The sequence below is a fragment of the Bradyrhizobium sp. STM 3562 genome, from assembly GCF_045571435.1.
In the GTDB taxonomy this organism is placed as follows: domain Bacteria; phylum Pseudomonadota; class Alphaproteobacteria; order Rhizobiales; family Xanthobacteraceae; genus Bradyrhizobium.
In genome coordinates this window covers 8,077,769-8,104,175 of record NZ_CP120694.1, presented here as the reverse complement: position 1 = coordinate 8,104,175, position 26,407 = coordinate 8,077,769, and the positions used below count along the sequence as shown (strand labels likewise).

Sequence of the window (26,407 nt, the reverse complement as noted above, 5' to 3'; positions counted from 1 at the left end):
TCGCCTCCTGGGTCCACGCGCTTCCCTGGACTCGCGTGCGCTTCTCAATGGTCAGCGTCGTTCAGCGTCCGGGGCAGCAGGCCATGCCGCACTTGGCATAACCGACCGGACAGGCCGATGCCGGTGTGACGGCCAAGGCCCCGGTGAGCATCACTGCCAGGATTGCAAAGGTCCTGATCTTGCACATGCCACTCTCCAGATTCTGCAGATAGAGCACGGCACTCGCCTCAACGGGCTCGAGGCTAACTGAAATCCGCACCTGGTGGTGTGAAGTGGCTCACATCGCAATCATCGGCGGGCATCGTCGCTGTGAGACGGGCGCCGCTTAACGAAGTTTGATGGAATGGACGAGGAGGCGTGGCGCGAGCATTTTCGCGGGCTTCGATCTTAAGGCAAAGGAATCGAAACGTTTCCGATCGTCCGCAGTCCGATCTGCAGCATGTAAGCCTCATTGAGGACCGGCGGTGCGGCGCCTATCGCATAATTGTAGGACCTGACGTAGTTGGCGGCCAGCACGAAGCAGTCGTCCACATAGCCGGCGCCGATGGTGTACTGGTTGATCTTGTTGGCCTCGAGGTCCCAGCGCGCGCCGCCCGTCACCACCCAGTTCGCCGCGACCTTGACCGAGCCCGAGCCCAGGATGCCTTCGCGGCGCGTCAGGTAGCCGAGGTCCGGCTGCGCGGCGTAATTGCCGTACAGCATGCTCACCGACCAGCGATCGAAGTTCGCGCGCGCTTCGGCTTCGAAGCGCTGAACGTTCCAGGTCTGCTCGTCGAAGCGGGAGCGGACGCTGAACGTGTAGGTGCGGTTGGGCGAATAGTCGACGCTGGCGACATAGTCGGAGGCGGTCCGCTCCAGGCCGGAATCGACGCCGGTGTTGATTTCGTCCCGGACCGCGAACGAGTTCAGGCCGAAGAGCTGGTAGGATTGCCCGAACAGCACCTTGACGGTGCCGCCGCGGTCGAACTGCGTCGTCGCCTGCACGCCGACATTGGCGCGGCCGCCGCCCTCGACGCGGTCGTAGCCGGAGAATTTATCGACGCTGAACAGGTTCGAGGTGTCGAACACCAGACTCTGCGCGTCCTCGTTCGGCAGCTTGCCGGCATAGGTCTCGTTCGGACGGACGATGACTTGCGCGATCGGCTCGATCGTCGTCGAGCCCCAAGGCTCGACGTTGATGAAGGGATAGCGGTATTCGAAGCCGACGGCCGGCATCGCCCGCAGCGCCTGGGTGTCGCCGACCGGCAGGAAGTTCGACACGCCGGGTTGATTCGACACGTCGGCGTTGATCGCATCCGCTCGCAGGATCGCAAACGGTGTCCAGATTTGGCCCAGAGGATCGGTGAACGAGCGCCGCCACTGCGCTTCCGCCGTCAAGCGCGTATAGGTTCCGGGGAAGCCGCGCAGCAGGCATTGCGAGGGCGTGCGCGCGAGCGGATCGGCGGAGGTCAGCGTACACAGGCCATTGAGGTTGGCCTGCGTCGTGATCGGGTCGAACACGGCGTCGTTGCGCGTCAGATTGACGAAATTGGTCTTGTAGCTGACCTCGCCGCCCAGAATCGGGTGGTTGAAGACGTTCGAGTAGTCGAGCACCGGCCAGATCACCGGCACCTGCTGCTGGTTGCCCGAGAAGCTGAGATAATAGATCGAGCGCAGGTCGAAGAAGCTGCGGTTGCCGACGCCGGTCAGATAGAGCTGCGAGATTGCTTCGGTCGGCAGGTTGATGAAGGAGGCCATCGGGTCGCGGTACTGCGCCAGCCGATAGTCCTGCATGAAGTAGTAGTCCGACAGGATAACCCCGTCCCAGCCCCAGACCCATTTGTCGTTGAGCGCGAACTGGCCCTTGGTCTCCAGGCCGCCGCGGAACTGGCGGTCGCCAGGCTGGCCGGCGAAGGCACCCGGATCGAGCTGGTCGATGCCATAGGCCCGGACCTGATAGGAGCCGTCGAGCAGGCGCTGGCGGAATTCGGCCTGGAGCAGCACGCCCTGCTTGGAGGTGATGCGCGGGCTGAAGGTCGCGTCGTAGTCGGGCGCGATCGCCCAGAAATAGGGGATCTCAAGTCCGAAGCCGTAGCTCGAGACGTTCGACGGGGTCGGCATCAGGAAGCCGGACTTGCGCTTCACGGTCGGGTCCGGCGTCGAGAAATACGGCATATAGGCGAGCGGGACGCCGAAGAATTCGAGCTGCGCGGTCTCGAAATACAGCATCTTTTCGCTCTGGTCATGGATGATGCGCGCACCCTTGACCTGCCACAGCGGCGGCTTCTTCGGATCGTCCTTACACGGCGCGCAGGCGGTGTACACGCCATTGTCGAAGACGGTGTAGTTGCCGCTGGAGCGATCGGCGCGGGTCGCCGCCATCCGGGTCTGGTCCGCGGTGTCGACGCGCAGCGAATCGACGAAGCCGTCGCGATAGTCGTCGCTCAGATCCATGATGTTGGCATAGGTGATCTTGCCATCGGCATCCGTCATGCGGATGTTGCCTTCGGCATGCAGCCGCTTGGTCTTCTGATCGTAGATGACCTTGTCGGCCTCGACGCTGGTGCCGTTGTAGAACAACTGCACGTTGCCGACCGCCGACACCCGCGAATTGTTGTAGTCGTAGTCCACCTCGTTGGCCTGCACCAACATCTGGTTGTCGTTGGCAACGCGCGGCGGCACCGGCCGCGCCGGGCGCGGGTTGTAGGTGAAGCCTTGCGCGGAGGCGGGGGTGGTGATCGAAATTTCGAAGATCGAGGCCGTCATGAAGACCAAAGCAGCCACGACCAGCCAGGCCCGGAGCGCAGGCCGGGAGGCGATCAGATGTTGTACGGTCTGCTTCCCGCGCGGAACGCAGCCTGCGATCCAGGACTTCAACGCCGGCCTCAATGCGCACCCATCCGACCGCTCGGTGGTCGGGAATCGATTCCGCAGATGCTGCAAACATCTCGCGTCTGCCTGGTGTGGCGCGCTCTCTTAACTCGTCAACTCCGAGCGTTGATGTCCGCAAAAGCGCAAAATGCCCCGAACTGTTGCAGAGTGTTGCACCGGGGGCCGCAGGTTACGTAAGGTTACAAAATCGGCTGCCAAAAAACGCTCAAATCGCAGGTGACACTCCTGCAAATGGGCCCATAAATCGGGGCCAAATCCGAATGTGAAGCCTGCGCGGGAATTCCAGCGTCATGAACGCTGCACCACACCTTCTTATTGTTGACGACGACAAAGAGCTTTGCTCATTGCTGTCAAAATTTTTCAGCCGGCACGGTTATCGCGTCTCCATTGCGCATAATGGGAGCGAGATGGCCACGATCCTGGAAGCGTCACGCATCAACCTCGTGATCCTCGACTTGATGTTGCCCGGCGAGGATGGCCTGGCGTTATGCCGCCGCCTGCGTGCAACCAGCACATTGCCGATCATCATGCTAACGGCGATGGGCGATGAAGTGGATCGGATCATAGGCCTCGAAATGGGCGCGGATGACTATCTTGCGAAGGTCGCGAATCCGCGTGAATTGCTGGCCCGGGTCCGCGCCGTGCTTCGCCGTGCTGGCGCGGCCGAAGCTGCCGCGTCAGCCGATCAAAAGCGCATTCTTGAATTTGCGGGCTGGCGCCTGGATGTGACTCATCGTCAACTTTATTCCGCGAAAAACGTCCTCGTGCCGCTACGGGCAGGCGAGTTCGAATTACTTCTTGCATTTGCCGAACGGCCGCGACGGGTGCTTTCGCGTGACCAACTGCTCGACCTCTCTCGCGGACGGTCTGCCAGTGTGTTCGACCGCAGCATCGACGTGCAGGTCAGCCGGCTTCGCCGCAAGATCGAACCCGATCCGAAGTCGCCGACGCTGATCAAGACTGTGCGCAGCGGCGGCTATGTGTTCGCTGCAAACGTTTCTGTGGTGCCGGCATCATGATGATGCCGGCGCGGCTGAACAGCATCGCAGCGAGGATCGCGGTCGCAATCGTCCTTGCCATCGTTCTCGGGCTGTTGGCGGCAATCGGGCTTAGCCTGGTTGTCAGTTACTACGGCTACGCGCAGAGCGGTGCGGACGACGGTGCGCGCACCCACGTCATGATCTCCAAATCCAACTTCGCCGTCATCAATTCCCGGGGCAATGCAATGATGCTTTCCGGCAGAATTGCGGTGATCATACGTTCAGTGGCGTCCGTGCCTCGATCCCGACAGCAGAGCATCGTCGCGGGTGTCGCAGAGCCCGACATGCAGGTTTCACTCGATGCGCCGGCGCGATCGGATACCGTGACTGGCGTGGATGAGAACCTTGATAGGCTCCGCGAGCTGGTTCAAATCCAGCTAGAAACGATGTCGCCGCCGATACGGGTGAGCGCCCGGCGTGTGTCGGTCGACGACCAAGGGCCTGGCGGCCCCGACCATTCCAACCAGACGTCAGGCGGCGCCGCCGTCATCGAGGCAGCTTTGCCGGACGGTCGGCGGATTACGGTCACCATTGCCAATTATCCCATGGGAGCCGGGTACGGACTGATCCTGCTCCTGATTTCCATTGTCGTGGTTGCGGGGCTGGTTTCGGCCTGGACAGCGCGTCGCCTTGCCGCCCCGATCAGGGAGTTCGCGAGCGCTGCCGAGCGGCTCGGCACCGATTTGACGGCGCCCCCTCTTACCCTGCGTGGGCCGCAGGAGTTGCGCGCGACGATTGAGGCGGTCAACCGCATGCAGCTTAGGCTGCAGCGCTTTCTGGAGGACCGGACTCAGATGCTGGCTGCAATCTCGCACGATCTGAGGTCGCCGCTGGCCCGGCTGCGCCTGCGTGCCGAGCTGGTTGCGGACGGCGAACAACAACGCAAGATGTTCGACGACCTGGAAGCCATGAATGCCATGATCGAATCCACATTGGCTTTCGCTCACGACAACGCTCGCCAGGAGCCGCGAACGCTTGTCGATCTCGGTGTCCTGGTCGGGGATGTTTGCGAAGACGTTGAGGATGCCGGTGGCAAGGTCTCGTATTCCGAGCGGCGCGGCATCGATGTTCCCTGCCGGCCGACCCTCGTTCGTCGAGCCGTCGCGAACCTCATTGACAACGCGGTCAAATATGGGGGACACGCACGCGTGAACATCGTTCACCACACCGATCGCGTCGTCATCATTGTCGATGACGACGGGCCGGGCATTCCCTCAGAGGAACAAGAGAAGGTTTTTGCACCGTTCTATAGACGGGAGCCCGCGCGCGATCCGGCCAAGGCAGGCGTCGGCCTGGGCTTGAGCATCGCCCGAACGGTCGCCCGCGAACATGGCGGTGATGTCACGCTCAAGAACCGCGACGGCGGTGGGTTGAGCGCTCTCATCGAGCTGCCGGCTTAGCGCGGGTGCATCGGGGCTATTGGCTGGCGGGCCAGTCAGTTCAATGGCAGCCAGCACCAGGCATTCCCGCGCCCTCTGTTATCGAGAGCCGCGAGATCGGCAACACTCGGACGCGTTCTGCGCCGCGAGAACGCCCATGGCTGTGAATTTCGCCACCCCATTTTTCCCGCCTGATCCAAAGCGGTTCGACGTATCAGTCTTGAGGCTGCTTTCGGCCGCGCAAAACCGATCTTGTCATGCATCACCAGGTTCCTCTGCCGCACGCCGGCCCTACCGGGAGCGGCCGACGTCCGCGCATCGCCTTCATCGATGCCTTGAAGTCGCGGGATATCTCCTTCCTGCGCGACATCATGGCTGCGCTGGAGTCGGATTACGACATCCGTTTCACGAACTCACGCCAGGAAGCCGCTCTGATCGAGGCCATTGCGTGGGCCGATATCGTCTGGCTGGAATGGTGTCTCGAACCTGCCGTCTGGGCCACCAACAAGCTCAACATGCGCGGGCATGGCAAGAAGGTCATCGTGCGGTTGCATTCGACCGAGGTCATCGACGGACGCTTCCCGCACCAGGTGAAATGGGAAGCCGTCGATCACTTGATCTTCGTGAGTGAGGATATTCGCGACGAATTGCTGAAGCAGATGCCGGACCTGCCGCGCCGCGTCAGGCATTCCGTGATTTCCAACGGCATCGATTGCGATCGCTTTGCACCTGGCCCGTGCGCCGGCGATCCTCGCCGCATCGCCTGGGTCGGCGACGTCGCGATGAAGAAGAACCCGATGCTCGCGCTGCAAATCTTGCGGCGCCTGGTCGATCTGGATGCGGATTATCACCTGCATGTGGCGGGCGAGGTGATTTGCCCGCGCACGGCGCGATATCTGGATCATCTCGTCGGCGAGATGGAGCTGGGGCGCTCCATCACCTTCTATGGGCGCATTGCTGACATCGACGCCTGGTATCGCGACAAGGGCGTGCTGCTCTCGACCACCCTTTATGAGAGCTTCGGCATGAACATCGGCGAGGCCATGGCAAGCGGCTGCTGGCCGGTGGTCCACAATTATCCTGGCGCCGCCAGGACCTGGCCGGCGGAGGCGCTGTTCGCGACCGTGGATCAAGCGGTCGAGCGCATTCGCCAGGTGCGGCCGAACGGCTACCGTGCATTCGTCGTCGACCGCTATTCGATCGCTCGCCAAATGGAAGCCGTTCGCCGGCTGCTCGCGGAAGGTCCGGCCGCCTTCGATCCGCAAAGCTATTGGGAGGCCCGGCATGAACAGCTCAAGGGGTCGATCCGCAGCGTCGGCCATATCGGACTGAGCGAGATCCAGAACTTGCAGGACTACGCCGTCAACGCCGATCATCTGCGCTCCGCTCTGCTTGCGAAGTTTCCCGACCCGAAAGGACGCGTTCTGTTCGACGCCGGTTGCGGCACCGGCGTGGTGAGCGCGGTTTGCGCCGATCTCGGCTTCAAGGTCATCGGTGCCGATTTCTCCAAGACGGCCATCGTCCAGGCTCGCGCCCGCGTGCCGGGCGGAACCTTCATCGCGGGGGCGTTTGATCAGGTGCCGCTGTCGCCGGTCGATGCCATCATCTGCCTCGATGTCCTCTTTCATATTGTCGATGACGATCTGTGGCAGCGCGGCCTCAAGGCGCTCGCAAGAAATCTCAAGCCCGGCGGCCGGCTGCTGGTGCTCGAGCATTTTCCGGAAGCGCCGAGCGATGCACAGCATGTGCGATGGCGCTCCCTGGATGCCTATCGCAAGGCAGCCCTCTCGCTCGATCTGGCCCTGACCGAAATCGTCACCTATCGCTTGCAGCAGATCGGAGCGGAGAAAACCCTGCTTGTTCTCGACAAGGCAGCGGCAAAGCCGGCGCCGGCCGCCGGCAATCGGGAGATGGCGGTCATGCCGGCGAGCTAGATGGCACCATGCCCCGCGTTTCCGTCATCATCCGCACCAAGGATCGCCTGGTCTTCCTTGCGCGCAGCCTTCTCAGCGTTCAGCAGCAGGGATTTCGCGATTGGGAAATCATCATCGTCAATGATGGCGGCGATGCGCCGGCGCTCGAGCAGTTGTTGGCGCAGGTGCCCGATGTCGTTCGCAGTCGTGTCGCGGTCGTCCACCACGCGACGTCCCAAGGGCGGTGGGCGGCCGCCAATGCCGGATTGAAGGCGGCGCGCGGCGATCTCGTCGTCATTCACGACGATGACGATAGCTGGCACGGCGCTTTTCTGGAGATCATGGTCGCTGCGATCGATCGCCACCCGCCGTCGGTGGCGGGCGTGGTCTGTCACGCGCAATATGTCGACGAGGTCGTGTTCGACGGCACCATTGCCCGTAAGGGTGTTCGTCCCTTCAATAGCTGGATGCAGAACGTCACGCTGTTCCGGATGGCGTCGCGGAATTTCATTCCGCCAATCTCGTTGCTCTACCGTGCCAGCGTGCATGAGCAATTGGGCTTTTACCGGGAGGATCTGCCGGTGCTCGGCGATTGGGATTTCTACATGCGGCTGTTGTCGTGCTTCGACATCCAGCTCGTTCCGCGCGTTCTGGCGAATTACCACCTGCGGCCTGCGGATGCGGGCGAGCAGTTTGGCAATTCCGTGCTGGCGGGCGTTCAGAGCCACAGCGCGGTGGAGGCGAGTATCCTCAACGCACTCCTGCGCAGGGATCTGTCCGAGGGCAAGGTCGGCCTGGGCACGATTGCCAATCTCGCCTATGACCTTCGCGAGTTGCGCGAGCATGCGTCGGAGACGGTCATAGACCTCGACGAGCTGTTGCGCAGGGTCCACGCGCCGGCGCCGGGCTGAAGGCGATCGGTGGTTGGAGATGTCGCGTCAGGCCAGCGCGCAGCGCTCGGTGATGATCGTGCCGACAGTGCGCGCGAACGGGATCTCGCAGCGCTCGGCGATACCGAGGGCGAGCTCGACCGGGTTCAGCTCCGGCAGTTCGTCCGTGAGCCCATCGGCGCGGCCGAGCGACTTGCGAGCGCCGAGTTTCTCCGGCAGCGCGGCGTAGCCGAGGCCGGCCTTCACCGCGTGAACCAGCGCCGAAAGGCTGCGCGCCTCGCAGGCGATGGTCCAGTCGCGCGCGGCCTGTCGCAAGCTGCGCAGCGCCTCGTCGCGATAGGCGCAGCCTTCCGCGAAGGCCACCAGCGGCACCGCGCCATCGCCTCGCGCGAACGCGGTGGGGCGGCCGAACCATGCCATCGGCTCGAACGCGATCGCGGCGCCGGCTTCATTCGACTGCGCGCGTTTGAAGAGCGCAAGATCCAGCCGGCCGAGGCCGAGGTCTTCTTTAAGCCGCGCGGAGACGTCGGTCCGCAGCGAGAGCTGCGCTTTCGGATAGCGGAGCCGAATCTCTTCGAGAGCGGACGAGAAATCGCGCTCCAGGAAATCCGCCGGCAGGCCCAGCCTGATCCGCTCGCCCGAGGCCGGCCCGCGCATCGCCGCGACCGCACGTTCGTTGAGCGCGACCATCTCCCGTGCATGCGCGACCAGTGCGGCGCCCCGCGGCGTCGGGCCGATGACCCGCCCCCGCGACCGCTCAAGCAGGGGATGCCCGACCAGGCCTTCGAGCCGTGCGATCTGCAGGCTGATCGCCGATTGCGAGCGGCCGAGCCGCTCGGCGGCGCGCGAGAAACTCTTGAGCTCCACGATGGCGATCAGGGACCGCAGCGTGTCGATATCGAGGGTCGTCGGCATGGGCAAAACTCCGGGGAACGGCGGTGCTGGCGGACGAGCCCAGCGAGGAAGCGGTCGAAATGAGATTTATCAATGAGACGATTGCAGAAATCAATTTCTCAGCTCGCACGTCGGCAGGCTATGGACGCGGAAAGCGCATTGAAGCCTTATCGGGGGCAGGAATCACATGAAGCGTCGCAATCTCCTGAAGGTGCTGGGTTTGAGTGCCACTGCCGCCATGGTGGGCGCTCCGGCCGGCGCGGAAGAAGCAGCCAAGCCGAGCGCGGTTGTGCCGCCATCCCCTTGGCCGGAGCCGCAACTGGCGGTGGCCGACAGGCTCGGCTATTGCCGCATCGGCAAGGGTCCTGCGGTCTGCGTGGTGCTGCACGAATGGCTCGGCGACCACGTCAATTGGGAGCCGACGCTGCCCTATTTCGACCTGGCGCGCCAAACGCTGGTGTTCATGGACCTGCGCGGCTATGGCTGGTCACGCGCGGTGAGCGGCAGCTATACGCTGGATGAAGCCGCCGCTGATGTGCTGCGCACCGCCAATCATCTCGCGTTCTCCCGTTTCCACCTGATCGGGCATTCGATGTCGGGCCTCGTCGCGCAGAAGATCGCGCTGCAAGCCGCAGCCCGCGTCCAGAGCGTGACGCTGTTTTCCCCGGTGCCGCCGACGGGCTTTCACGCCGATGAGGCGGCGATGAAGGCGTTGAATGCCGTGATCGACGAAGACGCGGCGGCCGCGCGCGCGATCACGGCCCGCACCTCCAACCGCTATGGCGAGGGCTGGCTCACGCGCAAGCTCAGGATTGCGCGCGAGGCCGCCACGGTGGAGGCAATGCGTGGCTATCTGAAGATGTTCACGAGCGAAGCCATCACCGACGACACGAAGCGGCTCGCCGCGCCGCTTCTTGTGGTGAACGGGGCGCAGGACATCCCGTTCTATCGCGGCGAGGCCTCGCACAATGCGTTCGCCGCCGCTTATTCGCAGGCGAGCTTCGAGATGATCGACGATGCCGGTCATTATTCGATGCTGGAAACGCCGGTGCGCGTCGCCAGCATCATCGAGAAGCAGGTTGCGGCCGCAGACTGAGCGAGAGGACGCGCGCCAAACTCCGGAGTCATTGCGAGCGCAAGCGAAGCAATCCAGACTTTCTCCGCGGATGCAATCTGGATTGCCTCGTCGCTTTCGCTCCTCGCAATGACGAGACCTAATCGAAGGCGCTCATCCGACTCTACAACTGAATTGCCGGATGATCTAAAGCGCTTGCTTGCCGTTCGGGCCGATCACCTCGACGGTCGCGGTGCGGCCAGCCACAAGCCCGGTATGCTCGGGAACACGATCGAGCGCGATGCGCACGGGGACGCGTTGCGCCAGGCGCACCCAGTTGAAGGTCGGGTTGACGTTGGCAAGCAGGCTGGTCCCCTCGGCGCGGTCGCGGTCCTCGATGCCGGCGGCGATGCTCTCCACATGCCCGGTCAGGCGGCCGCTGTCGCCCATCAGGTGAATCCTGACCTCGTCGCCGACGTGGATACGCGGCAGCTTGGTCTCCTCGAAATAGCCCTCGACGTGCAGCGTATCGCTATCGACCAGGGCCATCACGCCTTTGCCGGCCGTTACATAGGTGCCGGGACGCAGGTCCATGTTGGAAATCGTGCCGTTCACCGATGCATGCACCTCGCTGCGATCGAGGTTGAGCTGGGCGAGGTTACGATCGGCGACCGCCTGATCATAGGCGGCCTGGGCCTCCTGTTGCGTCGCCAGCACCTGCTCCTGCTTCTGTTGGGAAACGGCGTCGGTGGTCAAGGCGCGGTAGCGCTTCAAGTCGCTGTCGGCCTGATCCAGCGCCGCGCGGCGGCTCGCGACGACGGCATCGGCCTGCTGCAAAGCGAGCGCGAAACGCGCCCGGTCGATGCGGAACAGGACGTCGCCGCGGTGGACCTTCTGGTTGTCGCGCACCAGCACGTCGGTGACGAGACCCGAGACATCAGGCGCGACCTGGACGATATCGGCACGCACGCGGCCGTCGCGCGTCCAGGGCGCGTCCACATAGTAGCCCCACAGATGGATAGCGACCACGACGGCCGCCGCGACGGCGATGCCTGTGAAGGCAAGGCGGCCAAGCAGGGCGAACAGCTTCTTCACGACAGATACTCCGAAGACAGATAGACAACGCCTCCGAGGAGGCAGACGAACAGCGCCAGATCGAACAGCGCGGGATGCCAGACCAGGCGGTAGAGACCCGTTTTGCGTAAGCTCCGGCGCAGCAGCGCGCTTAGGCCATAGGCGATGACCAGCCACAGCAGGAGCGCGGGCGCGAGCACGCCATAGATATCGATTTCATATCTCATGCGGCGAGACTCCATGGATTGGGCGATTGAGGCCGATAGGCCGAGGCTTGCGGGAACAGTCCGCGCCGGATGCCGATCAGGCCGATCAGCGCGTCCTTCCTCGCCTCGCTGTCGGGCTCGTTGAGCGCTTCCGCCAGCGCGCCATCGATGCGCGCGAGCAGTTCCTCCGGCAGCGGCCCGGACACATGCGCGCGAGAGGCGAGCGCAAGCTGATCCAGCATGTCGTCGATCGCAGCGAGCGTCTCCGGCGTCAGCTCGTGGCGGGCGCGGCGCAGATCGATGATGTTGAGGCCGACCCGGAGCTGGGTCAGACTGTCAACATCGCGGCGATCGACCTCGGGGATGACGGCGAAGCGTTGCACCAGGAGGCCGAGACGATCGAGCATCACACCGAAGAAACGGGCCCGATCGTTCTGGCCGCGCCGCTCGGCCGTGAGCGCAAGCGTCGTCCAGTTGGTCTTCATCAGGCGACGCGCGACCCACTCGGCTCCGACCGACCGGGCGAGCCTGGTGATGACCGCAGCCGCCGCCATGCCGAGCAGGAATGCGATCGCCGAATTGGCGTAAGTCGCAAAATCCGCGTCGTAGTTCGATTGCAGCGCCAGCAGGGTCGCCGAGTTCACGGCGAGCGGCAAGCCGGCAAAGGCCGTCTGGGGCCGGGCGATCAGGTAACCAAACAGGATGAAGGTCGGCGCCAGCGCGGCGATCAGCACCTCGATCTTCGAGATTCCGGGAATGATCGCGAACAGATAGACCGCGACCACAACGATCGAAGCCAGCGACCACCAGGCGAAGCTGCGGATGCTTGGCGCCGGATCATCCTGCGCGGCGTAAAAAGAACAGCCGACCGCCGCCATCATCGGCGCCGATGCGCCGTCCACCCAGCCGGTCGCGATCCAGAACGCACAACAGATCAGGATGGCGATGGCCGCGCCCGCGCCCGACCACAAGGCCAGGGCGTGGTCGCGATGCCGCGCCGGGGCAACGCTAGCTTCCGGCCGGAACGCTAGCTGCAGGCGCGATACGTCTTCATCGTTCGCAATGGCGCGGTTGAGCGCGCGGCAATCCTCCGAAGCGTCGACGAGCTCACGCAATCGCATCAGCAGGTTTGCCGCCGTGATCTGATCCCAGGAGGATTGAGCATCGAGCTTCGGCCGCAGCGAGGCGATCGCAGTGCGCAGTGTCGCGGCCGGTTGCCGTTCGCCGGCACTGGACGAAAGCCAGCGCCGGAGATCATCAAGCAGGCGCGGCAATTGCGGCGAGCAGGCCCGCAGGCGGTCGCCAAGCGCGGCGATCCGATCGGTGATGGAGGCCAGGAGCGGCAACAACATCAGCATGTGCAGGCGAAGCGCCTGCAGGCCGCGCACCGCGTTCGCATCCGCGAGCGGATCATAGGCGAGGTGACCGGCAAGCGCGTCGATTTCGTTCGCGTCGGTGGCAAGCCGCAGGCGTTGCGCCCGATGCGCCGGCTCGTCGCCGCGGCCTGCGAGCACGTCCTGGCTGAGGCGCCTTGCGTCGGACAGCCAATTGTTGACACGGCTGGTGACCGCGGGCGCGACGCTGCGCGGCAGCACGATGGTCGACACCAGGGTCGCGCAGATGATGCCGAGCGAGATCTCCTCGACCCGCGCCAGCGCCGTATCGAAGATGCTGCCGGGGTCGGAAACGGCGGGAAAACCGATCAGGGCGACCGTATATCCGCCGAGCATGAAGGCGTAGCTGCGCGGGCTGCGATCGAGCAGCGATAAATAAAGGCACAAGCCGACCCAGAGCGCGACGGCGAGGCAAAGCAGTTCGGGAGCGTCGACCAGGTTGGGAACGAGGGCGACGGTAACGGTCGCGCCGATCAATGTCCCGAGCACCCGGTAGAACGCTTTCGAACTCGTCGCGCCCGCCAGCGGCTGCGAGGCGATGTACACGGTCGCCATCGCCCAGTAGGGGCGCGGCAGGTCGATCCAAAGCGCGACGATGAGCGCCAGGGCCGCCGCCAGGAAGGTCTTGAACGCAAAAATGAGGTCCGCATGGCGGACCAGGAAAGATTGATCGGAACGCACGGCTTAAGCCCCCGCAGCCTCTGCGGCCTCGTGCAACCGATTGGCACGCTGCTCGATGCTCAGCAGGGCCTCGAATGTTGTCACAAGCTCGTCGCTGCCGATGTCCTTCAGCAGATACGCGCGGACGCGGCGCAGGACGCGGTTGACCTCATTGGCCTTAGCTTCGCCCGTCGGCGTGAGATGCAGGATTTTGGCGCGGCGGTCGGTCGGGTCCTCGCGGCGCTCCACCAGGCCCTCGGCCTGCAACAGGTCGATCAGCCGGACCAGCGACGGCCCCTCAATGCCCATCTCTTCGGCAAGCACGCCCTGGCGGACGAGCTTACCCCGACGCGATAACACCAGGAGCGGAAGCGCGGTGGCCTCGGACAGCCCGTGATCGGCGAGCGCCTGATTGGCTTCGCGTCGCCACAGGCGCGCCAGCCGTGCAATCAGCAAACCCATTTCAGCATGGATCGTTGTTTGAGAAAGAACCATGCCAATTAGATAGGATGCTAACGATTAGGATGCAATGGAATGGATGGCGAATTTGCCCGAACCTCACGAAAAAGCGATCAGGGATAGGACGTGCTCAGGGCCCGAGGCCTCGCCGTTGACCGGGAACAGGTTCTCGGGCGGGCATCGCTGGATGCAGCGCCGCGTGTGGTTTTACGTGGCGTTGGAACTGAAGCGCCCCTCCGATAGGGAACGCGATGGTCTGGCCGATGGCAGCAGGGGCGGGCGATCCGCGGCTCACGCCACTTCCCGTTCCGTCGGCGCCGCGATCTCGCGGGCGAGGGCCGTGGCGGCGACGTAGTCGGTCTTGCCGGAGCCGAGCAGCGGCACCTTGTCGACCACCTGGATCACGGCAGGAACCGCCAGTTCGGACGCGCCTGTCGCCTTCGCCTGCCGCTGCATCGCGGCGCGGTCCGCCTCCTTCTGGGTGGTCAGGAGCACGATGCGCTCGCCCTTGCGCTGGTCGGGGACGGAGACGGCGACCGAGATGGCTTGCGGCCACAATGTCGCAGCCATGGCTTCCACCGCGGACAGCGACACCATCTCGCCGGCGATCTTGGCGAAGCGCTTGGCGCGCCCCTTGATGGTGATGAATCCGGCCTCGTCGATGCTGACGATATCGCCGGTGTCATGCCAGCCATCAGGCAGCGCCTCCAGCACGCCCGGATTCTCCGCACGCAGGTAGCCCAGCATCACATTCGGGCCGCGCACGGACAGGCGCCCGCCGTCGTCGATGCCCGGCACGGGATCGAGGCGATATTCCATCAGCGGCGACAGGCGCCCCACTGTGCCCGGCCGATTGGCCATCGGCGTGTTCATGGCGAGCACGGGCGCGGTCTCGGTGACGCCATAGCCCTCTAGGATGCGCACGCCATAGCGCTCCATATAGATCTGCCGGGTGCGATCCTTCACCGCTTCGGCGCCGGCAAGCACGAGACGCAGCGTGCGGAAGTCATAGGCGTGCGCCGAGCGCGCATAGCCGCTAAGGAAGGTATCAGTGCCGAACAGGATGGTGGCGCCGGTCTGATAGATCAATTCCGGCACGATCCGGTAATGCAGCGGCGACGGATACATGTAGATCGGAATGCCTGCGAGCAGGGGCATCATCATCCCGCCCGTCAGCCCGAAAGAATGGAACACGGGCAGCACGTTGAACACCCTGTCGTTGGCATTGGCGTCGACGCGCGCCAGCGCCTGCGCCGCGTTGGCGAGAATGTTGCGGTGAGAGAGCACCACGCCCTTCGGCGTGCCTTCCGACCCCGAGGTGAACAGGACGACCGCCGGGTCGTTGGCGTCGCGGGCCACGCGCGGCTTGGTGCCGTCGAGAAGGCCGCGCAGCTTGTCGGCGAGGCCGACGGCCGCGCGAATGTCCTCGATATATATGATCTTCGCTTCCGCCGAGATCGCGGCGATCAGCTTGTCGAGCTTGCCTTTCTCGATGAAGCCCTTCGACGTCAAAACGGTCGTGACCTGCGCCGCCTTCATCGCCGCCAGCACATTGACGGGGCCGGCGGAGAAGTTCAGCATCGCCGGAACGCGGCCGATGCTCTGCAGCGCCATGAAGACGACGGCGACGCCGGCCGAATTCGGCAGCAGGAGGCCGACATTCTCCCCGATCGCCGTTCCGCTCTCCAGCTTGCGGCTCAGCACCTGCGCGCCGGTGATCAGCTTGCGGTAGGTAAGCCTGGTGCCGAGCGGATCCTCGATCACGACCTTGCCGGTGTCGCGGTCGCGATAGGCATGTGCGAGCGCCTGGAACAGCGTCTGGTCCAGCAGCGCGGTCTTGACGATGGCGTCGATCATCACGTCCTGCAAGGCGGCCCCGGCGGCGTTGCGCCGCGCCTTGCCCTTGAGCGCCTCGTTCACCGATAATTTTACCGGCGGCAGAATCGAGATCGTCACCTTGGGAAACCAGACGCGCTTGATCTCCCCGTTTCGCAAATAGCTCAAATGCGAGCGCTGCGCGCCCTCGATGCGCACGGGAACGACCAGCGCATCGGCCTTGTCTGCGATCATCGCGGTGCCGTCGTAGACCTTCATCAGCGAACCGGAGACGGTGAGGCGGCCCTCCGGAAAGATGACGACCGGCTCGCCGGCGGCGACCAGCTTGATCAGCTCGCGCGCAGCGAGCGGCTTGGTCGGGTCCATGGTGTAGTGCCGGATCATCTTTAGGAACGGCTTGGCCCACCAGGCTTTCGCAATCCCGGTGTCGACCGCAAAGCTCGCATCGATCGGCAGAATCGCGTGCAGCAGCGGACCGTCGATCAGGCTGACATGGTTGGGCGCGATCAGCATGCGCGTGCCTGCCGGCGGCAGATTCTCCAGCCCGCGCACTTCGGTGCGGAATAGCGCGCGGAACACCAGCGCGCCGAAATCGCGTACGCCTTCCTTGCCCCACTTGCGCAGCACGAACCAGACCGCGCCGAAGCTGGCGATACCGAGGCCGAAGAAGATCCAGGCGATCGGCAGACCCTGCGCCTGCAGCAGGGCGACGAACAGCGAGCCCACCACCATGAAGCCGGCCTGCAGCACGTTGCCGGCGGCGATGACGCGGGCGCGCTCGGACGGCTCCGACCAGGCCTGGACGGCCGCGAAGGAGGGGACGACAAAGAGTCCGCCGCCGAAGGCAAAGATGACGAAGTCGGCCAGCATGCGGAAGCCGCCGAGTGAGGTGGCGAAGCCGGCCGGCGTGATCTCAGCGCCGCGCGTCGTCTGCCCGATCGCCCAAGCGAGGTCGAGACCGACGATCCCCATGATGATGGCGCCGATCGGCACCAGTGCGAGATTGGGGCGCACGTGAGACAGATGCGCGGCAAACAGCGAGCCGGCCGCGATGCCGATGGCGAAGACCGCAAGGCAGAGCGTGACGACGCCTTCGGTGCCGCCGATCGTGTCCTTGACGAGGGCAGGCAGCAGCGAAAGCACGACCGCGCCGACCAGCCAGAACCAGGAGACGATGATCATGCCGTCCCACAGCCGCTGCGCGGCATAAAGCGTCTTCAGCAAATGGACGGTCGAGGTCCACGGATTGGCGGTGATGGCAAGCCCGGCGGCGGAGGGTTGGGTCACCGGGATGCGGGACGCGAACGCCCAGGAGAGCAGCGCCAGCAGCACGACGGCGGACGACACCAGGCCCATATGCGTCGATCCCGCAACAAACTGCCCGCCGGCGATGGTGCCGAGCAGGATCGCAAGGAAGGTCGCGCCTTCGACCAGCGCATTGCCGGTCGCAAGCTCGCCGACTGTGAGCTGGTCGGGCAGCATCGCGTATTTCACCGGGCCGAACAGCGCGGCGATGATCCCGAACAGCGCGAGCGCGATGAACAGAAACGGCACCGAGTGCAGGAAGAAGCCTGCGGCGGCGAAGCAGGCCGCGAAGATCTCCGCAAATTTCAGCCGCCTGGCGACGATCGATTTCACATATTTGTCGGCGAGCTCGCCGCCGAGTCCCGAGAGGATGAAGAACGGGAAGATGAACACCGCGCCCGCAACCGTCACCAGCGCGTCGCCGTGTCCGACGGTCGCGCTATAAAGCAGGATGATGACGAGCGCATTTTTGAGGACGTTGTCGTTGAGTGCGGAAAAGAACTGCGCCCAGAACAGCGGGGCGAACCGGCGGGACGACATCAACTGCTTGATCATGACTGGTCCTGTCTTTTCTCGGCCGAGCAACTTGGAATTGCCATTGCGTTAATCGAGTTGCAAGTTGCGTGAGCCGCGATGAACAATAAGGCATTAACGCCGCTCGATTCAGGTTCTGTCGGCGCTCAACAGTTTCTCGGTCCTGGCTTCCTCGATCCTGTTGATCATGCGGTTGGTCTCATGAAGGTCGCGGACAGTTTTCGCGAGCGTGAACGCCGATTGCACCACCATCGCCATTCCCATCGCGAAATAGGCCCGGACCCACCAATCGAGCGGCAGCGCGAAGATGCCGCCGCCGACCAAGAGCACGGACGCGGCGAACGAAATATAGGAGAAATTCACCCACGCGCCGGTGGGACGATCCAGATGAGTCAGAGACTGGGACATGGTTTGCTCCCTTATTGAGCGTTTGAGGTGGATTCGAGGAGAGGCATTGCGGGCAGTCCGGCGGCGCGGCGAAGTCGCGCCAGAATATCGGCGGCGCGGACCTGGACCGGGTCGCCGAGACCGGCATCCACCATGCGTTCGATGAGTTGTTCCGCGGGCGGCGCCATTTCTTCGCGCACGAAGCGGGCGTCCTGATTTTCGGCGACGACCTGGGCCAGCGCTGCTTCCGCCTCGGCAAAGCTGTCGAGGCCGCTACGCGAGGCGGGCGCCGCGGCGTTCAATGCGGAGCTGATTTTGGCCAGGCGCCGGCCGCGATCGAGATCGGACAGGCGTCTGCGCTGGGCATCAATCTCACGTCGGGCCAGCGCCACCTCGGCGGCGAAACGTTCCGAAGCTTGGTTCGACGCGTTGATCTCAGCGGTCATCGCGGCGATCGCTTCCGCGGCCTGTGTGGCAAGGTCTTCGCGGCCGGCGCGCAATGCCTGCACGGCGCGTTGCTCCAGTTCGCTGACCTTCGCCGTCAGGGCGGCGCGCCGCTCGGCTTCTCGGGCTTCCTCCGCCATGGCGATGGCAAGCGCGCGCCGGGCGGCGGTGTGGGCGCGCCGCGCGGCCGCGGTCGCGCGCTCGAGGCTCGCCAATGCGGAGGGGGCTTGCCCCGGCAGATCGGCGAGCAGGCCAAGCAGGCGTTCGAGGAATTGGCGCATCGCCGCCTCCGTCAGGTCAAGTCGCCGAGCGAGCGCAGCGGAAACAGGACGTTGCGCCAGCGACGCTGGCGTCGCGCCGCCAGGCGTTCGTGGCATGCGGTCGAGGCGACACGCTTGCTCTTTGCGCGGGGCAGCACGCCCGCGACATCGCAGGCCCTGGCGAGGCGCTCGATCGGCGCCGTTGCAAGGCGGAAGATGATGCGGCCGGCGCCGGTCACGAGGGTCGCCGCGTCGTCCACAAAGGTGGTCGCGATCTCCAAAGCGAGGGTTTGCATTTTGGGTGCCTCCGCACTAAATGAACATTGTTCAAAATGGATACCGCGAAAATGAACAATGTTCAAGAAGAATCTTTGCGAGAGCAGAAGAAGAGCCGGCGGCGCGCGCTCATGCTCGAGACCGCACGCGCCATCATTGCAGCTAAAGGGCTGAGATCATTGAAAGTTCGGGATGTGGCCGAGGCCGCCGACTGCTCGATCGGCAGCGTCTATAATGAGTTCGGGGACTTCGACGGCCTGATCCTCACCGTGAACCGGGAGACGGTGGAGGCGCTCGCGGCGCGGCTGAATGCCGTGCCGAAAGACGATCCGATTCGTCAGCTCCACGGACTGGCCGAAACCTATCTCGCCTTTTTCACCGAACACGCCAATCTGCTGCGGTCCCTTTATGAGCACCGCATGGAGGACGACCGTCCGTTCCCGGAAGACATTCTGCTCATGGTGATGCGCGCCTTCGCGCTGATGCATGACCCGCTCGTCCGCCTGATGCCCGGTCGCGACGGCGCCGATATCGCACTTCAAGCGCGCATGATGTTCTCCGCCGTGCACGGCATCATCTCGCTCGGCCTGGAGGAACGGATGGTGGCGGTGCCGCCGGACAAACTGCGCGAGCAGGTGGCGCAGTTCGTCGATACTTATCTGGCTGGCCTGGGCGTCGCGCCGGCCCCAGAGCGAACAGCGCAGTGAGACTAACGAGGCGCTACTGGAGCGAATGAGATTTGGTTGAATCGGCACCAGCCGCGGACCGTGTTCACGTCTCCCTTCGGGAGAGGTCGATTCGCTCCCGCGATGCGAAGCATCGTCCGGCGCAAATCGGGTGAGGGGTTACGGTCTCTCCATAGAGCGGATTTTCCCTCACCCGGATTGCATCTGGCGCTGCAATCCGACCTCTCCCCGCTGGGGAGAGGTGAGCCGCCAATGCAATCGACTGAAGATTATCTCATCATGCGCTAGCGCCGTCACGCCAGCATGTCGCGCACCAGCGGCACGACCTTGCGGCCGTAAAGCTCGATGCTGCGCATCAGCTTCTCATGCGGCAGCGGTCCCGCCGAGTATTTGAGCTGAAAGCGCGTCAGCCCGAGTGCCTTCACGGTGGCGGCGATCTTGCGCGCCACGGTGTCCGGCGAGCCGACATAGAGCGAGCCGTGATCGGCTTCATGGATGAACTCGTCGCGCCCCATCGGCGGCCAGCCGCGCTCCCTGCCGATGCGGTCGCGCATGATCTTGTAGTCGGGCCACAACTCCTCGCGCGCCTGCTCGTCGGTTTCGGCGACGTAGCCGGGCGAGTGCACGCCGAGCGGCTTCGGCTCGCGGCCGAACTCCTTCAAGGCGCGGTGGTAGAGATCGACGAAAGGCGCAAAGCGCTTTGGCTCGCCGCCGATGATTGCGAGCATCAGCGGCAGATCGTAATGCGCGGCGCGCACCACCGATTGCGGGCTCCCGCCGACGCCGATCCAGGTCTTCAGGCGACCGTGCTGGATCGGTGGAAACACGAGCTGCTCCTTGAGTGGCGGCCGCAGCTTGCCCTGCCAGGTCACCGGGCCCTGGTTCAACAGCGCGGCGAACAGGTCCAGCTTTTCCTCGAACAATTCTTCATATTGGCGCAGGTCGAAGCCGAACAGCGGGAAGGATTCGGTGAAAGAGCCGCGGCCGAGGATCACCTCGGCGCGGCCGTTCGAGACCGCATCGATGGTGGAGAAGCGCTGAAATACGCGAATAGGATCATCCGAGCTCAGCACCGTCACCGAAGAGCCGAGCCGGATCTGCCGCGTGCGCGCGGCGATCGCCGCGAGCACCACTTCAGGGGCGGAGATCGCAAAATCCGCGCGGTGATGCTCGCCGAGGCCGATGAAGTGGATGCCAAGCTGATCGGCCAGCACCGCTTCCTCGACGACGTTGCGGATGACTTCCGCATGGGGCAGCAGGGCGCCGTTTTCGGCTCTGGTGACGTCGCCAAAGGTGTCCAATCCAAATTCCAGCGGTGTGGTCATTATTGCGTCTCACTGAGCCTGGTTCTGCAGGCGTGATAAGGCCTTGTGGCTTGAAACAGGCGACAATTAATGGCGCCCTGCGGTCGGGCAAGCTCGCGTCACGAAACAAATTGTTTCGCATTTTGCTCGTCGGTTCTGCTCCCTTCGCCGGAGCAGGGCAATGTTGTGGCAGGGACGACACCGAATTCGTTGAAGCGGCTGCCGCACGAACAGCAGAAATCCATATGCGATAGCCCTGCTCCCAGCGGGCAGGGGTAAACAAGCCTAGCCGCCGGCCGCGCTGTCGAATGCCTTCATCGCCAGCGTGGCGACCTGACGCAAGGCGCGGCGATCGGCGCCGGAAGCGGCGAGCACGCCCATTCCCGCCGTCTGTGCGGAGAGATAGCGTGCCAGGGCGGTGGGATCGACGGTCGCGGGGAGGTCGCCCTCCGATTTGGCCCTTTTGAAGCGGTCGCGCAGCAGCTCCTCATTCTCGGCGCGGCGCGATGCCAGTTCGGACGGCACGTTCTCGTGCCCGGTGGCGCAGGCGAGGCCGCCCTGCACCAAGAGGCAGCCGGGCGGATTGGCGGGATCTGTCTGCAGGTCCGCCGTTCCGAACAAGAGGCGCTTGGCGACCTCGCGCGCGGTCGGCGCATCCAGCACGTGTTGCATGAAAGCCGCACGCTTGCCGCTATATCGGTCGAGCGCAGCTTTCAGCAGGCCCTCCTTGCTGCCGAACGCAGCATAAAGGCTCGGAGCATTTATTCCCATCGCGGCGGTGAGTTCGGCAATGGTCGCCCCCTCATAGCCGTGCCGCCAGAACACTTCCATCGCTTCGTCCAGGGCCTTGTCGGCATCGAAGGCCCGCGGGCGTCCTATGGCCATGGGGCTTCCTCCATTTTTTAATATTTGCTACATAAGCACCTTGACGGGCCGGGTCCAGCTCCACATTTGTAGCGCGCATTACAAATTGGAGAGCGAAAATGCCCCCAGCCGCCGTCATCCCCCATCCGAGCCGTTTTCGACGCATTTTTGCAGGGTTGGCCATCGCCGGGGCCGTGATCCTCGCCGGTTCCGTGCTTGCCAATCGCTATTTCTTCGCAGCGCAAGCCACCACGACCGCAGCCGCACCCGAGCCCGCCGTCGACGTCACGGTCGCGGTGGTCGAGCCGCGTCAGACCACGCTGTGGGACGACTTCTCGGGGCGGCTCGAGGCCATCAACCGCGTCGAGCTCCGCCCGCGTGTCGCCGGTGCCATCCTGTCCGCCAATTTCACCGAAGGTGCGCTGGTCAAGGCCGGCGACGTGCTGTTCAAGATCGATCCCGCGCCCTATCTCGCCGAGGTGGAGAAGGCCGAGGCTCAGCTCGAGGCGGCAAAGGCGCGCGTGGTGTTCACCACATCCGAGGTCGAGCGCGGCCGCCAGCTTGTCGGCGACAACATCGTGACCCGCCGGGATTTCGATCAGCGTGACAATGCCAATCGCGAAGCGGTCGCCAATGTGAAGGCCGCCGAGGCGACGCTGCAAACGGCGAAGCTCAATCTCGACTACACCGAGGTGCGGGCGCCCGTGGACGGGCGGGTCGGCAAGATCGAGGTGACCGCCGGCAACCTGGTTGCGGCCGGGCCGACCTCGCCGGTGCTGACCTCGCTGGTGTCGATCAACCCGATCTATGCGAGCTTCGATGCCGACGAGGATGTCGTGCTGCGCGCGCTGAGCGCGATCGCGGACGGCTCGGGCAAGCGCGGCAACCTCGATCAGATCCCGGTCGAAATGACGACCTCCGACGGGGTGACCGCCAAAGGCCATATCCAGCTCATCGATAACCAGGTGAACGCGCAGAGCGGCACCATTCGCGTGCGCGCCGTCTTCAGGAACGACGACGGCCGCCTCATCCCCGGTCAATTCGCGCGGCTGCGCATGGGCCAGCCGCATCAGCAGACGCTGGTGATGGTGGACGAACGGGCGATCGGCACCGATCAGGACAAGAAGTTCGTCATGGTGGTCGGGGCCGACAATCGCGCGCAATATCGCTCGGTCGCGCTTGGCGGCAGCGCCGACGGCCTACGCATCATCACCTCGGGCCTGCAAGCCGGTGACCGCATCGTGGTCAACGGGTTGCAGCGTGTGCGTCCCGGCGCGCTTCTGAAGACCGAAGTCGCCGACATGGGCGCGCGCGGCCTGCGAGAGGCCGCGGCCGATGGCGACCAGCAGGTCGTCAGGCGCTAACCAACATTCAACAGGGGTTTCGCGCGAGGGCGCGCCAGCATCATGAATCTGTCCAAATTCTTCGTCGACCGCCCGATCTTTGCGGGCGTGCTGTCGATCCTCATCTTCCTGGCCGGCCTGATCTCGCTGCTGGCGATGCCGATCTCGGAATATCCCGACGTGGTGCCGCCGTCGGTCGTGGTGCGCGCGACCTATCCCGGCGCCAACCCGAAGGTGATCGCCGAGACGGTCGCCACGCCGATCGAGGAGCAGATCAACGGCGTTGAAAACATGCTCTATATGAGCAGCCAGGCGACCACCGATGGCGCCATGACGCTCACCGTGACGTTCCGCCTCGGCACCGATCCCGACAAGGCGCAGCAGCTTGTGCAGAACCGCGTGCAGCAGGCCGAGCCGCGGCTGCCGAATGTCGTGCGTCAGCTCGGCATCATCACCAAGAAGAGCTCGCCCGACCTCACCATGGTGGTGCATCTGTTGTCGCCCAACGGCCGCTACGACATGACCTACCTGCGCAACTATGCGGTCCTCAACGTCAAGGACCGCCTGGCGCGGATCGACGGCGTCGGCGACGTGCAGCTCTATGGCGCCGGCGACTATTCGATGCGGGTCTGGGTCGATCCGCAGAAGGCCGCCGAACATGACCTAGCCGCCAATGACATCGTCAGAGCAATCCAGGCGCAGAACGTGGAGGCCGCCGCCGGCGTCGTCGGTGGATCGCCGAACGTCAAGGGCATCGATCTGCAGCTTTCGGTCAATGCCGAAGGCCGCCTCTCGACCGAAGAGCAGTTCGGCGACATCGTGGTGAAGAGCGGCCCGCAGGGCGAGGTGACGCGCCTGCGCGACGTTGCGCGCATCGAGCTGGGCGCCTCCGAATACGGGCTGCGCTCGCTGCTCGACAACAAGCAGGCGGTGGCGATCCCGATCTTCCAGGCGCCCGGCTCCAACGCGCTGCAGATCTCCGACAATGTCCGCGCCACCATGGCGGAGATCAAGAGGAACATGCCGGAAGGGGTGGACTACCGCATCGTCTACGACCCCACCCAGTTCGTGCGCTCCTCGATCGAGGCGGTGGTGCATACGCTGCTCGAGGCGGTGGCGCTGGTCGTGCTGGTGGTGATCCTGTTCTTGCAGACCTGGCGGGCCTCGATCATTCCGCTGCTCGCGGTGCCGGTCTCCATCATCGGCACCTTTGCCGTGATGCATATGTTCGGTTTTTCGATCAACGCGCTGAGCCTGTTCGGCCTCGTGCTCGCGATCGGCATCGTGGTGGACGACGCCATCGTCGTGGTGGAGAACGTCGAGCGCAACATCGAATCCGGGCTCTCGCCGCGGGATGCGACCTATCAGGCGATGCGGGAAGTGTCGGGGCCGATCATCGCCATCGCCCTGGTGCTGGTCGCGGTGTTCGTGCCGCTCGCCTTCATCAGCGGACTGACCGGGCAATTCTACAAGCAGTTCGCGCTGACGATTGCGATCTCGACGGTGATTTCGGCGGTGAATTCGCTGACGCTGTCGCCGGCGCTCGCAGCACTTCTCCTGAAAGGCCATCACGATCCGAAGGACGGGCTCACCCGCCTGCTCGACACCGCGCTCGGCTGGTTCTTCCGCCGGTTCAATCGCGCCTTTGCGCGCGCATCGGAAAATTACGGCGGCAGCGTCAGGGGCGTGATTTCCGGCAAGATCGCCGTCCTCGGCGTCTATCTGGTGCTCGCGGCCGCAACGGGCTTTCTGTTCAGGGAGGTGCCGGGCGGCTTCGTGCCCGCGCAAGACAAGCAATATCTGGTCGGCTTCGCGCGCCTTCCGGATGGCGCGACGCTGGACCGCACCGAGGAAGTGATCCGCAAGATGAGCGAGATTGCACTGACGCAGCCGGGCGTCGAAAGCTCGGTGGCGTTCCCCGGGCTCTCGATCAGCGGCTTCACCAACTCCTCCAACGCCGGCATCGTGTTCTCGACCTTAAAGCCGTTCGACGAGCGCAAGGATCCTTCGCTCAGTGGCCCCGCGATTGCGGCGGCGCTGAACAAGAAATACGCCAAGATCCAGGAAGCCTTCATCGCGATGTTCCCGCCGCCGCCCGTCAACGGCCTCGGCACCATCGGCGGCTTCAAGCTGCAGATCGAGGATCGCGCCGGGCTTGGCTATGAGGCGCTGAACGACGCGACCAAGGCCTTCATGGCGGCGGCGTCGAAAGCGCCTGAGATCGCCGGCCTGTTCTCGAGCTACCAGGTCAATGTCCCGCAGCTCTTCGCGGACATCGACCGCACCAAGGCGCTGCAGCTCGGGGTGCCCGTCACCGACGTCTTCAACACGCTGCAGATCTATCTCGGCTCCTACTACGTCAACGACTTCAACAAATTCGGCCGCACCTATTCGGTCTATGTCCAGGCCGACGCGCCGTTCCGCGCCCGGGCCGACGACATCCGCCAGCTCAAGGTGCGCTCGGCGTCCGGCGACATGATCCCGCTCTCCGCGCTGCTCAAGGTCAGACAGAGCGCGGGTCCCGAACGCGCGATCCGCTACAACGGCTTTCTGTCCTCGGACATCAATGCGGGCGCGGCGCCGGGCTATTCCTCGGGACAGGCGCAGGCGGCGGCCACGCGCATCGCGGCGGAAACGCTGCCGCGTGGCTTTGCCTTCGAATGGACCGACCTGACGTATCAGGAGTTCATCGCTGGCAATTCCGGCATCTGGGTCTTCCCGCTCTGCGTCCTCCTGGTGTTCCTGGTGCTGGCGGCGCTTTACGAAAGCCTGGTGCTGCCGCTGTCGATCATCATGATCGTGCCGATGGCGCTGTTTGCCGCGATGTTCGGCGTGTGGCTGTCCAAGGGCGACAACAACATCTTCACCCAGATCGGCTTGATCGTGCTGGTCGGCCTGTCCGCGAAGAACGCGATCCTGATCGTGGAGTTCGCGCGCGAGCTGGAGTTTGCCGGGCATTCGCCGGTCCGCGCCGCCATCGAGGCGAGCCGCCTGCGGCTGCGCCCGATCCTGATGACATCGATGGCCTTCATCATGGGCGTGCTGCCGCTGGTGCTCTCGACCGGCGCCGGCGCCGAGATGCGGCGCGCCATGGGGGTGGCGGTGTTCTCGGGCATGATCGGCGTCACCATCTTCGGCCTGTTCCTGACGCCGGTGTTCTACGTGCTCCTGCGCACCGTCACCGGCATGAAGCCGCTGACGCATCACGCCCCGAGCACCGCGCCGATTGCGCCGGGCGGGCATGTGCACATGCAGCAGGCGGAGTGAGGCAGGCGCTGGCGAGCTCAAGCGGGATGATCTTCGCGCTGGTGTGCAGGAGAGCGCGTGAGACGAT

Annotated in this window: 21 protein-coding genes; 8 read left to right on the top strand and 13 right to left on the bottom strand. The window is 64.4% G+C overall.

Going from position 1 to position 26,407, the window contains the following annotated elements; all coding sequences use genetic code 11:
- Positions 1–61: 61 nt before the first annotated feature.
- Together P6U23_RS37430 and P6U23_RS37425 are read right to left on the bottom strand one after the other, a co-directional pair.
- On the bottom strand, positions 62–187 hold the full coding sequence (locus tag P6U23_RS37430) for a hypothetical protein (protein WP_407177292.1): 126 nt from the start codon (positions 185–187) through the stop codon (positions 62–64).
- 200 nt (positions 188–387) lie between these two features.
- A complete protein-coding gene (locus P6U23_RS37425) occupies positions 388–2,745 on the bottom strand; it encodes an LPS-assembly protein LptD (protein WP_407181713.1) in 2,358 nt (785 codons plus the stop codon).
- 416 nt (positions 2,746–3,161) lie between these two features.
- Between P6U23_RS37425 and P6U23_RS37420 the strand changes: the two genes are divergently transcribed.
- The 4 genes from P6U23_RS37420 (at position 3,162) to P6U23_RS37405 (ending at position 8,114) form a co-directional block, all read left to right on the top strand.
- Positions 3,162–3,890 (top strand): response regulator, encoded by a 729-nt coding sequence (locus P6U23_RS37420; RefSeq protein WP_407177291.1) that lies wholly within the window; start codon positions 3,162–3,164, stop codon positions 3,888–3,890.
- Positions 3,887–5,311 (top strand): ATP-binding protein, encoded by a 1,425-nt coding sequence (locus tag P6U23_RS37415; RefSeq protein WP_407177290.1) that lies wholly within the window; start codon positions 3,887–3,889, stop codon positions 5,309–5,311. The genes P6U23_RS37420 and P6U23_RS37415 overlap by 4 nt, the downstream gene beginning before the upstream one ends.
- A 236-nt stretch (positions 5,312–5,547) precedes the next feature.
- On the top strand, positions 5,548–7,224 hold the full coding sequence (locus P6U23_RS37410) for a glycosyltransferase (protein WP_407177289.1): 1,677 nt from the start codon (positions 5,548–5,550) through the stop codon (positions 7,222–7,224).
- 8 nt (positions 7,225–7,232) lie between these two features.
- A complete protein-coding gene (locus P6U23_RS37405) occupies positions 7,233–8,114 on the top strand; it encodes a glycosyltransferase family 2 protein (protein ID WP_407177288.1) in 882 nt (293 codons plus the stop codon).
- Between the two features lie 27 nt (positions 8,115–8,141).
- Here the strand turns inward: P6U23_RS37405 and P6U23_RS37400 are convergent, their stop codons facing one another.
- Complete coding sequence (locus P6U23_RS37400; protein ID WP_407177287.1) at positions 8,142–9,008, bottom strand: LysR family transcriptional regulator; 867 nt, start codon at positions 9,006–9,008, stop codon at positions 8,142–8,144.
- Between the two features lie 166 nt (positions 9,009–9,174).
- Between P6U23_RS37400 and P6U23_RS37395 the strand changes: the two genes are divergently transcribed.
- On the top strand, positions 9,175–10,083 hold the full coding sequence (locus P6U23_RS37395; RefSeq protein ID WP_407177286.1) for an alpha/beta fold hydrolase: 909 nt from the start codon (positions 9,175–9,177) through the stop codon (positions 10,081–10,083).
- Between the two features lie 165 nt (positions 10,084–10,248).
- Here the strand turns inward: P6U23_RS37395 and P6U23_RS37390 are convergent, their stop codons facing one another.
- The 8 genes from P6U23_RS37390 to P6U23_RS37355 form a co-directional block, all read right to left on the bottom strand.
- Positions 10,249–11,136 (bottom strand): efflux RND transporter periplasmic adaptor subunit, encoded by an 888-nt coding sequence (locus P6U23_RS37390; RefSeq protein ID WP_407177285.1) that lies wholly within the window; start codon positions 11,134–11,136, stop codon positions 10,249–10,251.
- Positions 11,133–11,342 (bottom strand): DUF1656 domain-containing protein, encoded by a 210-nt coding sequence (locus P6U23_RS37385; protein WP_407177284.1) that lies wholly within the window; start codon positions 11,340–11,342, stop codon positions 11,133–11,135. The genes P6U23_RS37390 and P6U23_RS37385 overlap by 4 nt, the downstream gene beginning before the upstream one ends.
- Positions 11,339–13,396: an FUSC family protein gene (locus P6U23_RS37380; protein ID WP_407177283.1), complete on the bottom strand. Its 2,058-nt coding sequence runs from the start codon at positions 13,394–13,396 to the stop codon at positions 11,339–11,341. The genes P6U23_RS37385 and P6U23_RS37380 overlap by 4 nt, the downstream gene beginning before the upstream one ends.
- Before the next feature lie 3 nt (positions 13,397–13,399).
- Positions 13,400–13,870 carry a MarR family winged helix-turn-helix transcriptional regulator gene (locus P6U23_RS37375; protein WP_407177282.1) on the bottom strand — a complete coding sequence of 157 codons (471 nt, stop codon included), beginning with the start codon at positions 13,868–13,870 and terminating at the stop codon, positions 13,400–13,402.
- 255 nt (positions 13,871–14,125) lie between these two features.
- Positions 14,126–17,530, bottom strand: a complete 3,405-nt coding sequence (locus P6U23_RS37370) for an acyl-[ACP]--phospholipid O-acyltransferase (protein ID WP_407177281.1) — start codon at positions 17,528–17,530, stop codon at positions 14,126–14,128.
- A 108-nt stretch (positions 17,531–17,638) separates the two neighbouring features.
- Positions 17,639–17,917 (bottom strand): YiaA/YiaB family inner membrane protein, encoded by a 279-nt coding sequence (locus P6U23_RS37365; RefSeq protein WP_407177280.1) that lies wholly within the window; start codon positions 17,915–17,917, stop codon positions 17,639–17,641.
- A gap of 11 nt (positions 17,918–17,928) precedes the next feature.
- Positions 17,929–18,621: a PspA/IM30 family protein gene (locus P6U23_RS37360; protein ID WP_407177279.1), complete on the bottom strand. Its 693-nt coding sequence runs from the start codon at positions 18,619–18,621 to the stop codon at positions 17,929–17,931.
- Between the two features lie 11 nt (positions 18,622–18,632).
- Positions 18,633–18,896, bottom strand: coding sequence for a hypothetical protein (locus P6U23_RS37355; protein ID WP_407177278.1), 264 nt, complete (start codon positions 18,894–18,896; stop codon positions 18,633–18,635).
- Positions 18,897–19,007: 111 nt separating this feature from the next.
- Here P6U23_RS37355 and P6U23_RS37350 point away from each other — a divergent pair, with 111 nt between their 5' ends.
- Positions 19,008–19,583: a TetR/AcrR family transcriptional regulator gene (locus P6U23_RS37350; protein ID WP_407177277.1), complete on the top strand. Its 576-nt coding sequence runs from the start codon at positions 19,008–19,010 to the stop codon at positions 19,581–19,583.
- A gap of 272 nt (positions 19,584–19,855) precedes the next feature.
- Here P6U23_RS37350 and P6U23_RS37345 read toward each other — a convergent pair whose 3' ends face one another.
- Both P6U23_RS37345 and P6U23_RS37340 read right to left on the bottom strand, forming a co-directional pair.
- Entirely contained in the window at positions 19,856–20,887 is a 1,032-nt protein-coding gene (locus P6U23_RS37345) for an LLM class flavin-dependent oxidoreductase (protein WP_407177276.1), read from the bottom strand.
- A 264-nt stretch (positions 20,888–21,151) separates the two neighbouring features.
- On the bottom strand, positions 21,152–21,751 hold the full coding sequence (locus tag P6U23_RS37340; RefSeq protein ID WP_407177275.1) for a TetR/AcrR family transcriptional regulator: 600 nt from the start codon (positions 21,749–21,751) through the stop codon (positions 21,152–21,154).
- Between the two features lie 98 nt (positions 21,752–21,849).
- Between P6U23_RS37340 and P6U23_RS37335 the strand changes: the two genes are divergently transcribed.
- Both P6U23_RS37335 and P6U23_RS37330 read left to right on the top strand, forming a co-directional pair.
- A complete protein-coding gene (locus P6U23_RS37335; RefSeq protein WP_407177274.1) occupies positions 21,850–23,094 on the top strand; it encodes an efflux RND transporter periplasmic adaptor subunit in 1,245 nt (414 codons plus the stop codon).
- 42 nt (positions 23,095–23,136) lie between these two features.
- Entirely contained in the window at positions 23,137–26,340 is a 3,204-nt protein-coding gene (locus tag P6U23_RS37330; protein ID WP_407177273.1) for an efflux RND transporter permease subunit, read from the top strand.
- The last annotated feature ends 67 nt before the right edge of the window (positions 26,341–26,407 follow it).

Coding starts and splice junctions, on each gene's coding strand:
- P6U23_RS37430 (WP_407177292.1), bottom strand. CDS start 187: ATGTGCAAGATCAGGACCTTTGCAATCCTGGCAGTGATGCTCACCGGG.
- P6U23_RS37425 (WP_407181713.1), bottom strand. CDS start 2,745: ATGACGGCCTCGATCTTCGAAATTTCGATCACCACCCCCGCCTCCGCG.
- P6U23_RS37420 (WP_407177291.1), top strand. CDS start 3,162: ATGAACGCTGCACCACACCTTCTTATTGTTGACGACGACAAAGAGCTT.
- P6U23_RS37415 (WP_407177290.1), top strand. CDS start 3,887: ATGATGATGCCGGCGCGGCTGAACAGCATCGCAGCGAGGATCGCGGTC.
- P6U23_RS37410 (WP_407177289.1), top strand. CDS start 5,548: ATGCATCACCAGGTTCCTCTGCCGCACGCCGGCCCTACCGGGAGCGGC.
- P6U23_RS37405 (WP_407177288.1), top strand. CDS start 7,233: ATGCCCCGCGTTTCCGTCATCATCCGCACCAAGGATCGCCTGGTCTTC.
- P6U23_RS37400 (WP_407177287.1), bottom strand. CDS start 9,008: ATGCCGACGACCCTCGATATCGACACGCTGCGGTCCCTGATCGCCATC.
- P6U23_RS37395 (WP_407177286.1), top strand. CDS start 9,175: ATGAAGCGTCGCAATCTCCTGAAGGTGCTGGGTTTGAGTGCCACTGCC.
- P6U23_RS37385 (WP_407177284.1), bottom strand. CDS start 11,342: ATGAGATATGAAATCGATATCTATGGCGTGCTCGCGCCCGCGCTCCTG.
- P6U23_RS37375 (WP_407177282.1), bottom strand. CDS start 13,870: ATGGTTCTTTCTCAAACAACGATCCATGCTGAAATGGGTTTGCTGATT.
- P6U23_RS37370 (WP_407177281.1), bottom strand. CDS start 17,530: ATGATCAAGCAGTTGATGTCGTCCCGCCGGTTCGCCCCGCTGTTCTGG.
- P6U23_RS37365 (WP_407177280.1), bottom strand. CDS start 17,917: ATGTCCCAGTCTCTGACTCATCTGGATCGTCCCACCGGCGCGTGGGTG.
- P6U23_RS37360 (WP_407177279.1), bottom strand. CDS start 18,621: ATGCGCCAATTCCTCGAACGCCTGCTTGGCCTGCTCGCCGATCTGCCG.
- P6U23_RS37355 (WP_407177278.1), bottom strand. CDS start 18,896: ATGCAAACCCTCGCTTTGGAGATCGCGACCACCTTTGTGGACGACGCG.
- P6U23_RS37350 (WP_407177277.1), top strand. CDS start 19,008: ATGCTCGAGACCGCACGCGCCATCATTGCAGCTAAAGGGCTGAGATCA.
- P6U23_RS37345 (WP_407177276.1), bottom strand. CDS start 20,887: ATGACCACACCGCTGGAATTTGGATTGGACACCTTTGGCGACGTCACC.
- P6U23_RS37340 (WP_407177275.1), bottom strand. CDS start 21,751: ATGGCCATAGGACGCCCGCGGGCCTTCGATGCCGACAAGGCCCTGGAC.
- P6U23_RS37335 (WP_407177274.1), top strand. CDS start 21,850: ATGCCCCCAGCCGCCGTCATCCCCCATCCGAGCCGTTTTCGACGCATT.
- P6U23_RS37330 (WP_407177273.1), top strand. CDS start 23,137: ATGAATCTGTCCAAATTCTTCGTCGACCGCCCGATCTTTGCGGGCGTG.